This window comes from Anaplasma marginale str. Florida (genome assembly GCF_000215485.1).
GTDB lineage: Bacteria > Pseudomonadota > Alphaproteobacteria > Rickettsiales > Anaplasmataceae > Anaplasma > Anaplasma marginale.
In genome coordinates this window covers 1-677 of record NZ_AFMS01000090.1, presented here as the reverse complement: position 1 = coordinate 677, position 677 = coordinate 1, and the positions used below count along the sequence as shown (strand labels likewise).

At 47.1% G+C, this 677-nt stretch carries 1 protein-coding gene; it reads right to left on the bottom strand.

Annotated features, from left to right (window positions below; genetic code table 11):
* Positions 1-677 (bottom strand): toprim domain-containing protein (locus GAC_RS02515; protein WP_037349329.1); only part of this gene is annotated, 677 nt, incomplete at both ends.

Genomic DNA, 677 nt, shown 5'->3' with positions numbered 1-677 from the left:
TGTCTTCTATACCATCTAACGTGCTGACAATGTTCTGCACATCCCGAGAGTGTACAAAATCCGCACCTATAGCGTATTTGTCGACCATGCCTTGAGATAATCTCAAGATCGTGATCATCCCGTCCTCAGACATCTCGACATTCCACTGATACTCAGAGAACACACGATTCAGATGGGCGGCCATGTCTGCAGGTGAACCCAAGCCACACTTTTTGTATTGCACAATGAGCGATTCGAAAACTTCTTGCGGGATCATCCTGGCATACGCTTTAGTCACATTAGCGATGCGCATACACTTGCGCAGTATGGACTGCAATTCCGCACCAGAGTGCTCTGCCCCTCCGCTAAGCACCAGGCTTCGAGTTGCATTGCCCACGATATAGTCACTCAACGCCTCGTCATTTTTGATGTACGTGTCTTTCCTATGCCTAGTAAGCTTGTACAACGGCGGCTGGGCTATATACAAATACCCCTCGCTTATTATGTCTTTCATGTATCTGAAAAAGAAAGTAAGCAGCAAGGTACGTATGTGCGAACCGTCAACATCAGCGTCAGTCATTATGATGATTTTGTGATACCTTACCTTAGATACGTCAAAACTGCCTATGCCTATACTGCTCCCTATCGCCGTGATGAGTGAGGCAATTTCGCTCGAAGAAAGCATCCTATCCAGGCCG